The 9939-nt window shown below is 36.8% G+C and carries 5 protein-coding genes; all 5 read right to left on the reverse strand.

Features of this window, described 5'->3' with window-relative positions:
- Nucleotides 1–233: 233 nt before the first annotated feature.
- Nucleotides 234–1211, reverse strand: coding sequence for a leucine-rich repeat domain-containing protein (locus tag AC6CH4_RS25740; protein ID WP_498108166.1), 978 nt, complete (start codon nucleotides 1209–1211; stop codon nucleotides 234–236).
- A 999-nt stretch (nucleotides 1212–2210) separates the two neighbouring features.
- Nucleotides 2211–4409: a leucine-rich repeat domain-containing protein gene (locus AC6CH4_RS25745; protein WP_498108168.1), complete on the reverse strand. Its 2199-nt coding sequence runs from the start codon at nucleotides 4407–4409 to the stop codon at nucleotides 2211–2213.
- Between the two features lie 91 nt (nucleotides 4410–4500).
- Nucleotides 4501–6690 (reverse strand): leucine-rich repeat domain-containing protein, encoded by a 2190-nt coding sequence (locus tag AC6CH4_RS25750; RefSeq protein WP_498108170.1) that lies wholly within the window; start codon nucleotides 6688–6690, stop codon nucleotides 4501–4503.
- 191 nt (nucleotides 6691–6881) lie between these two features.
- The gene (locus AC6CH4_RS25755; RefSeq protein WP_498108172.1) at nucleotides 6882–8249 is read right to left on the reverse strand and encodes a fibronectin type III domain-containing protein; all 1368 of its coding nucleotides are present in this window, start codon (nucleotides 8247–8249) and stop codon (nucleotides 6882–6884) included.
- A gap of 1026 nt (nucleotides 8250–9275) precedes the next feature.
- Nucleotides 9276–9617: a hypothetical protein gene (locus AC6CH4_RS25760; RefSeq protein ID WP_498108174.1), complete on the reverse strand. Its 342-nt coding sequence runs from the start codon at nucleotides 9615–9617 to the stop codon at nucleotides 9276–9278.
- Between the last annotated feature and the right edge of the window lie 322 nt (nucleotides 9618–9939).

Genomic DNA, 9939 nt, shown 5'->3' on the forward strand with positions numbered 1-9939 from the left:
AAGAATTTATCAGCACTGAGAAAGGTAGTCAAATTAATATTGCCTGCCCATGCTTTGATGCTATTTCTTGAAACCCCGTATTTTCGACTAGCGCCAAGGCAGCTGATTATACCGATTTTACTTCTTCAACAATTTTTGATTTACCTTTCTCATCAATCATTCCGGAAGGTTTTCTACTAACTAGAGAATTTGTTTTTCTCTTTTTTACTGTTTTTGTCTTCATCTCTTGTGTTTTAGTGACAAGCTATACTAGGACGAGACAACTGTCGTTCATACTCATTATCAATCGGTACTTTAGCCAAAAACTCTTTTATTGTCTCTTTTGCAGATTTCTGTACTGGAATATCACCTTCATAAGTAATGGTTACCATATCCAGATCACAGCTTCCCAATCTCTCCATAACGGCAGCAAGCTCCTGATCACTTGGATAAAGCGTTTTCAATACACTTTCAGCGGACTGAACTCGACCATGAGCCGCCATATTGTATCGAATACGTACACCTTCTCGTTCTTCGGAAATGCGATTCAACAAACTCATTGATTCCATTGAAAGAGGATTATTAAAGAAGTTCAGTAATTCAATATTCCGCAAATACCTTAATGATTCAGGTAAATCAACAATCTCGCAACTGCTTGCTGTCAGCTTCTTAAGACTAGGAAGTCGACCTATGTTGGCAGGTAAACTCGTCACTCCACAATCTGATATGTTCAGCTCTTCAAGATACGACCGATAGGGTATAGATTGAGGCAAGCTCGTTAGCATTGGATTCTCTGATGCATTCAGGCGGACTAAACTCTGGTGCTGCCATATTGAGGCAGGCAAACTCGTTAGTAGTATATTGTTGGAGACATTCAGATAAGTAAGACTTGCTAGGGAGGACACTAAATCCTCAGGTATACATATAAGCTTGTTATTATCGGATAAATCGAGGTGGGTAAGATTTAATAGGTAAGATATGCATTCAGGCACAGTCTCAATATAGGTTTCCGACATTTGCAGTGTAGCAAGGTCCGATAACTTGGCAAAGTTTCTGGGTAAATTACTAATTTTAGTTGCTGCTATATTCAGCTCTTTAAGATGTGATAGGTCACTTATCGATAGTGGCAAAGAATCAAGGTTAGAATTTTCTAATACAATCAGGGACTCAAGAAGCGATAGTCTGCCTAGATTATCAGGTAATTTCTTAATCTTGGTATACGATAGTGTCAACTCTCTAAGATTCGAACATTCGCATATAGACTCAGGTAAAGATCTAAGTTTCATATTATTATATAATAATAGCTTAGTAAGAGTTGACAGGTCGTTTATGTCGGAAGGTAAAGTTGTTAGTTTTTTGAAAGATAGATTCAGCAGTAAGCTCTGGTATCTCCTTTATGCTAGGCATTAATTTTTCAAGCTCCTCTGTGGACAAATCAAAACCGCTCAAATCTAAACTTTTTGTACCAGTTCGTTGGGTATTAGCTATTTTTTCTCTAGCTTTTGAAATGTTACTCAAAATACTTTTTTATTTATATTGTTCGCTTTCATCTATGCTCACCAGACCTCTACTACCAAATTACTGATTCTAATAATATAGACAATTTTGTTTTGTCCTATTTTAGTCAATCGCTTTTTTTAATATATCATACATATTATCACCATCAGTTGCTGCATATACTAAAGACTCTTTCCCCGTTAATTTTCTTATAATCAACTATTATTATCAATCGCATCTGAATAAGTAATACGACAAATTTTTATAAACTTCTCATGTGTTATATTTACATTATCCTCTTTTAATGATTTAGGTTAAACCTTCATTACCACTTTTATTTTTTTGGGTATATATATCATCAAAAACATACACGTAATCTAATTCCCTTCACTATTGGGTTTATTTAACTTCCTCTCAAAAGTTCCGTTGTAGAACTGACCGTTTACATATATAATACGCTCTGTTCTATCGTCGTAAATCCTCAAAGTAACATTCTGACACCTGAGTCTACGTCAATACTTTCTGTCATTAAAACTCTTTCCCCTTCCTTTCTGAATTCTCTTATCTTTTTGATTATTTTAATACTTTCTCAAAACTCAGTAATCTTGATATAATCTTAGCAAATTAAGAATTATATTACGTAGCAGTTGATCTAAATAAGACATGAAATTTTCTTGATAAGGCATGTTTGCCGACGGCGTCAACTCAGTCTTGTAGGTCTTACTCACTGTGAACTATCTTCGCAGCGAGGCACTCCGCGTCTTCGATTCTTCCTCTCCACCTCGCCGTTCATGTCCAGGATTGGGGCTCTCCGACCGGGATCTTTGAGTTTTATCTAAATTTAATGGGGTTGTGAAACGAGCGAGACGTTCTTTAGAATCATTCTTTTGATTCTTAAAATTTTTAATGGCTGCTGTTTTCCCTTCCAAAAATTTGATATACTCATCCTTTACTACAATCCCTTCCTTTCCAAGAACACCCTTGAGCTCTTTTTCATGGGCATAGGTATCCAGAAGTCCTCCAGATTCTCCAAGATGAGCAATGTATATATCATCCAGCTCATTCTTTTTGATAAAATTTTCCAGATCCCCTTTATACTGATTGATATATTTCACCCGGTCCAGATATTCTTTTGTGCCATATCCAAGTTCAGCCATATATTCTTCCCTTATCTCCTTTATCTTACCCCTGTCCAATAGATACTCCCCTTTGGCAGTCTTTAATGGTTCATTATTATCATCCGTCTGACAAACCAAACATGCATGTTCTCTGAGTAATTCAGATTTTCCTTCTACTAATTGGAACCCTAACCCTATATATAATGTTTTAGATGGCAACCGCGTCCTATCTCCAACAATCTTCATGTCTTTATTCCTATCGTCGGTTTCTGCACCATTGAAATAGATTGTATTACTAAGCCCCTGAACTGATTCAATTTTCTCACCGAGGCTATGCCCTTTTAAGTTTACTAGTTTCTCTTCAACAGCTTCCCTTTCTATATGAGCCTGTTCAAATTCCGATAATTCTTCATAGCGAGACTTCGAAAGCAGGCGCCTTGCAGCCTCATTGGCTAGATACTTAGTTACTGGGGTATTACAGTCTCCCATCGAAACTGTCATTGTTCCCACAATAAGAAGCCTGTGTTCCTGAGGAATAGATGGGTTTGTTATATCTGATATCAGATCTTTAATTGTACCTATATACATCTGTCTGTTAGCCTCGCTATCCATTCGAGGTGTCTTACGCAAAAAATCTACTATCGCTTCTTTAGCAGGTTTATTCACACTACGAATTCCCCCATAAATAATCGTTACCTCTTGATCAATATCATTGTTTTCTAGACTTTCTTTTACCTTATTTCGCTCCACCTCATAGGGATAAAGGCCCTTCAATACATCTTCAATAGTTCGGACGCTTTCATGGGCCGCCATATTGAGGTGAAGTTCTACGTTTGGAAAAGTACGCGTCAACCAAATTACCCCTGATTCTGAAATGGGGCAGCTACTTAAGTACAATATTTCAAGATTTTGCAAATTCCTTAATGTTTCAGGTACTTCAGTAAGCAATGTTTCCGATGCATCCAGGTCGATAAGATTTGATAGCTCTCCTATGGAGTCAGGAAAACGTGTTATCCTATTCAAACTTACGTCCAGATGGGTAAGATTTGGTAATTGGCCTAGGGAGTCAGACAAATCCCTAATCTGGGTTCCGGATAAGTCCAGTTTTTCAAGTCTGGGTAGCTGGATTATTGAGTTGGGGAATTCCTGTAACGGGTTAAATTTTAGATTTAGCTCAGTAAGATTAGGTATATCCCTCACTATATCATCTATCAATTTATCTAAATTCTCATTATTTAAAAGTAAATTGGACAGATCTAAGCTTGTTGCCTCCGATCTGTGGGCATCAGCTATTTTTGCTCTAGCCGTTATCATGGACTCTTGCTTCATGTAATCTGGAGTATTCAACAGTACATCTTGAGGATATACATCTATATCTCCTATTGTTACATTGTTTGAAGCAGCGGTATTTTCAGCAACTATTTCACTCTGGCCAGGTACCATATCGTAATTAACTACACAGTCTGGAAGATTTTCCTGCAACCAGAACATTGTTCTGGCTGTAATGTGAGCATTAGCTACGTCCAACCTTTGAAGTCTTTGTAAATCCCTAAATGTTACAGGTAAAACAGCTACCTCAGTATCACTTACGTTCAGCCTAGTAAGATTTGACAATTGGTTTAGCGAGCCAGGCAATTGCTGAAAAGGGTTGTTGGATAGATTTAGTTCTGTAAGATTAGGTACCATCCTCACTATATCATGTATCAATTCATCTAAATTCTCATTATTCAGAAGTAAATTGGACAGATCTAAGCTCGTTGCCCCTGATCTCTGGGTCATAGCTATTCTTGCACTAGCTTCTTCAATACTATTCATATATTTTATATTTTACGTGTTTATTAATCAAAACTATTCATGTTATACTTTGTCTAATCTTTGTAAAATCCTCCGATTGTGGAATACCCAACTATCTTTTTGGAGAGAATACTCTCTCATTTGACTTTGTCTGCCCTTCTGTACGATCTCGATCAGGGCTCTGAGAGGAAGATCTTTGATTAAGAGGTGTTGTAAACCGTGCCAGAGGATTTTTTTGATCACGAAAGTTTGTAAATTTCGATTGCTGTTCAGACAAATATTTTTTATACTCGTGGCCTATATCTGGCCCATCCTTTTTTTCAAGCAATACTTTAAGTTTATTTTGTTGTGAAGCCATATCCAACAGATCTTTAGCTTCATCAAAGTGGTCAATGTATAAGAGATCCTTCATACCTTCTTTATCAATAAACTCATCGATATCTTGTGGATATTTGGCAGTGTATTTTTTTCGTTCAAGCTGATCTCCTGTGGCTAATCCCATATCAGCCATGTAATTATTTTTTATCTTCTTTATCTTTTCCTCGCTCAACAGATAATGACCATCGGATGTCTGTATCGGTTTATTATCATTAGTTTCACAGATCAAACAAGCAAATTGCTGAATTAATTCAGGGTTATTTTTTATTAGATCAAAAGCAATAGTTGGATAGACCGATGTAGGAGGCAAGTCCCTCTCTTTCTCCCCAATAAAGATCACATTAGGAGGGTTTCTCTTCATATCGATATGCCTTTGATCAACTTTTCTTTTGGAATAAACTAAATTACCAAGTCCATTCGTTTGTTCTATTTCTTCATTGGGTTCAAAACCTGGTAAATTCCGTACTTTCTCTATAACAGCTAGTCTTTCTATAATGAGTTCATCGAGATCCGATAATTGAGCTTCCTTTCCAAGCTGTCCTATTCTTTTTTGTTCCAAATAATGTCTAGTTGGAGTGGTACAATCTCCCAGGAAGATAGACATTTCTGTCACGATAGTATTTTTTTCTTCTCTGGAGGTATTTTCGTCAAATAATTCCTTTAACAGATTTATAGTCGAAAAGCCATACAACTGTCGTTCATACTCATTATCAATCGGTACTTTAGCTAAAAACTCTTTTATTGCCTCTTTTGCAGATTTCTGTACTGGAATATCACCTTCATAAGTAATGGTTACCATATCCAGATCACAGCTTCCCAATCTCTCCATAACGGCAGCAAGCTCCTGATCACTTGGATAAAGCGTTTTCAATACACTTTCAGCGGACTGAACTCGACCATGAGCCGCCATATTGTATCGAATACGTACACCTTCTCGTTCTTCGGAAATGCGATTCAACAAACTCATTGATTCCATTGAAAGAGGATTATTAAAGAAGTTCAGTAATTCAATATTCCGCAAATACCTTAATGATTCAGGTAAATCAACAATCTCGCAACTGCTTGCTGTCAGCTTCTTAAGACTAGGAAGTCGACCTATGTTGGCAGGTAAACTCGTCACTCCACAATCTGATATGTTCAGCTCTTCAAGATACGACCGATAGGGTATAGATTGAGGCAAGCTCGTTAGCATTGGATTCTCTGATGCATTCAGGCGGACTAAACTCTGGTGCTGCCATATTGAGGCAGGCAAACTCGTGAGCATCTTATTTTGGGATACATCCAGATGAACAAGATTTTCTAGATAGGATAGACCGTCAGGTATATATCTAAGCTTATTATTCTGGGATAAATAAAGGTGAGTAAGATTTGACAGGTAGAATATAGGTTCAGGCACTGTCTCAATCTGGGTGTCCGACATATTCAGTTCAGTAAGACTCGATAACTTGGAAAAGAATCTTGGTAAATCACTAATTTTAGTGTCTGATAGCCTCAGCTCTTTAAGATTCGATAGCTCACCCATCGAGATTGGCAAAGAATAAAGTCTGGGATTATTCGATACATTCAGAGACTCAAGACTTGATAGTTTACCTATATTATGAGGCAATTTCTCTATATCAGTATCCATTACTACCAGCACTTTAAGATTCAAGCATTCGCATATAGAGTCGGGTAAAGATCCAAGCTTGCTATTACCAAGTAGATTCAGTTCAGTAAGAGTTGGCAGCTCGTTTAGGTCGGAAGGTAAAGCCGTTAGCTCGTTGAAAGATAGATCCAGCTCAGTAAGCCCTCGTATCTTCTTTATGCGAGGCATCAATTCTTTGAACTGCTCTGTGCTCAGACCAAAGTCGTACAGATCTAATCTTGTTGCACCAGATAGCCGTGCATCATCTATTCTTTTTTCAGCTTCTGAAAATTTACTCATAATATTTTTTATTTACATTGTTCGTTTTCATATCTGCTCACCAGAGCTCTACTGCCAAATATTGGCAATAAAATATTCACCCTTTTGTTTTGTCCTATTTAGGCAATCACTTTTTTTTAAATTTATCTTATATATAATTACCATCAGTTGTTGCATATACTAAAGACTCTTTCCTCGTTAATTTATTATAATTAACCACCAGAAGCAAGCATATATAAACTTGTGGCAGCCAAAGGCGTCTTAAACACTACAGTACTTTTGCTATTAGCAGCAACTAACTGGAGGACGTTGCTTTGAGACAAGGGAGCCAATTGGAAGCTAAGCCCCGGGGTAGACTGCTGGGTAGAATTGATAAGCCCATCTGCAGGGACCCCAAAAGATAAGGAAGCAGCGGTATCCGTTGCTTTAAAATCCCTGGCAACATAATTAAAAGTACCACTAACACCATCTAAACCACTACTTGTACTTGAAATTGCTGTACCCACCCCATTGGCAATAATATCGGCGTTCAGCCCTGAGGCTATTGGCATTTGGCTATGCTTTATAGGTTTTAATGCTGTAAAACCCAAGAATCCCCAAGAGCCCTTGTCTGAAGGACCACAATTCGTTCTTACCCAGAAATTATAGGTTTGTCCTGCAACAAGATTGTTCAATGTTAAGCTCGTTATACCTGTACCAACGGATCCTGTTGGTACAGTGGCAGCAGTTGCCGGTTCCCCAGCTGTTGTAATGTAATATTCGTAACCTTCCACAGGTGCTATTAAAGGTGCTGTCCAATTAAAAAGCGCGCAACCAGCAGAAGGGGAATACGTGATATTGAAAGGGGCATTCGTACATTTCTTATCTGTACCTGAAAAAGCAAATACATTTAAAACCGGAGCTCCTGTTTTTGTAATTTCAATACTTTGTATAAGTTTTTGCTGGCTTTCCGCAGAAATAGCAAACTCCATTTGAAACATTTTTACGTCAAAAAGAGTGTTGGTTGTAACATCCGTATTTCTGTAAATTACACCAAGATTCCTGATGGCAAAATTATCACCATTACCCCAATCATCAATTGAAAACTCCGCAAAGGACTGGCTGGTATTATCGGTAAAATAAACAATAGCCGTAGCCTTTGCAGTGCCATAAGCACCAGCAGCAAGCATATATAAACTTGTAGCAGCCAAAGGCGTCTTAAAAACTACAGTACCTTTGCTATTAGCTGCAATTAACTGTAAAGTGTTGTTTTCATACAGGGGAGCCAATTGGAAGGTAAGTCCTGGGGTAGGCTGGTCAGTAGAATTGATAAGCCCATCTGCAGGGACCCCATAAGATAAGGCAGCAGCACTAGCAGTTGCTTTAAAATCCCTTGCCACATAATTATAATTAACTCCATCTGCACTATTACTTGTACTTGAAAGTGCCGGACCTACTCCATTGGCAATAATATCCGCGTTCAGCCCTGAGGCTATTGGCATTGGATAATTTTTTTGCGCTTTTACCTCACTTATATTCATCGATATAAGCAGAACTACAAAAAGAAACCGAATTTTTTCTTTGAATATTTTTTCCATCATTATTTTGATATTTATTTTCTTAACTGATCACTTTTTTCGTCAAAATCCACTCTTCATCTTAAGAGGCACCAAATGTAGCGCAAGAAATTTCTTATTATGGAAAAAGCATTACACAGGTTTTCACGTGTAGAAATAGAAAAATCAATTCGCTTATTATAAGTTAGTTACACCATAAATCAAGTAATAACCAAGTAGCAAATTTGATAGTAAAAGACATAAATCTAAATACTTGCTGTTTTTCTACTTACGTATTATCAATTATAACGGGTTGGAATGCAGTTAAAATGTTTTTTATTTATCGTTCTAAGTTTTACGGATTGCTAAACCACATGACAGCCAACCTAAATCAGATATCTAAAAAGAGAAATACTAACTATAAATTAAGTCCGCTTGAATGGAATAATATTCGTCATTACTTCTTTATCTAATTCTGCAAGATGGTATTGTTTACAGTAAAGATGGTTTCTCCGAAAAAAGCTTTGGAACAAATTTTTTAATCATCCTATTAAACCCGTTAGAAATTTATTCATTATAGCGAAATAGGGCTGATAAGGGCTGAAATTTTACTACGCCCAAATTATGCTTCAATGGCAGAAAGTTTCAGGCTTATCAAATAACCATTATCATAAAAAACAAAACATAGAGCAACCCAATTGCCCTATGTTTTGTATATTTTTTGGAAATTCAAATACAAAATTTGGTTTGATTTTTTCTGTAAAAGAGAAAAAAAAACAATGACGAAGATGTAGAGAGTAATTATGATATTAACATTTAGAATAGACATTGGAAAAGTAACGATTTATTATAGCACCTAATTTACACATTAAGATATCGGTAAATACAACAGCTTTCTTGTCCCAGGCATAGGGATCGAAGAACGAAATTCGCTTACTAATTTTAAAACTACACAATGTGCTATACTTGTTCTTGCTGCTTTATTATGAGCTAAATAATAAGCTTGTTGGTTGACTCCAAACAGTGCACAAAACTCTACCAGAGTATATTCTGGTTGCTTTTACCGCATTCTTAAGACTGTTTGGGACCACGCTTTTTTCTTATCTTGATATGGAAGTCACTTTCTGTCACCTCAATCATTGTTTCAAGGGTAAGATTTTTCAATTGTGATAATTCTAAAGCTTTGGTGAGTTCTTGTATTTTCTTTACAAGCAACTTAGATTCCTGGTTTTGGGTCATATCAAGAGGTTGTGAAAATTTATCAGCACTTAGAAAGGTAGTCAAATTAATATTGCCTGCCCATGCTTTGATACTATTTCTTGAAATTCCATATTTTCGACTAGCGCCAAGGCAGCTGATTATACCTGATTTTACTTCTTCAACAATTTTTGATTTACCTTTCTCGTCAATCATTCCGGAAGGTTTTTCTACTAACTGGAGAATTTGTTTTTCTCTTTTTTACTGTTTTTGTCTTCATTTCTTGTGTTTTAGTGACAAGCTATACTAGGACAAGACATCAATTTGACCGGCTTTTCCACTTTATATCCTGGCGGAGCCGCTGAATCTATTCGGCTGGTTTAAATAAATTTACATTCCCTTTAAAACAATATTAGGACTTACCATTACGTCAATACTGATAAGTCATATCAAGTAATTCTATAGCCCTTCCACTATAATATTGATAAATTTAAAGCAATAATGCAGAGAGATTGCCCAGGAAATTGCGGGAGTGTGT

Source organism: Flavobacterium sp. GQ95 (assembly GCF_059758655.1).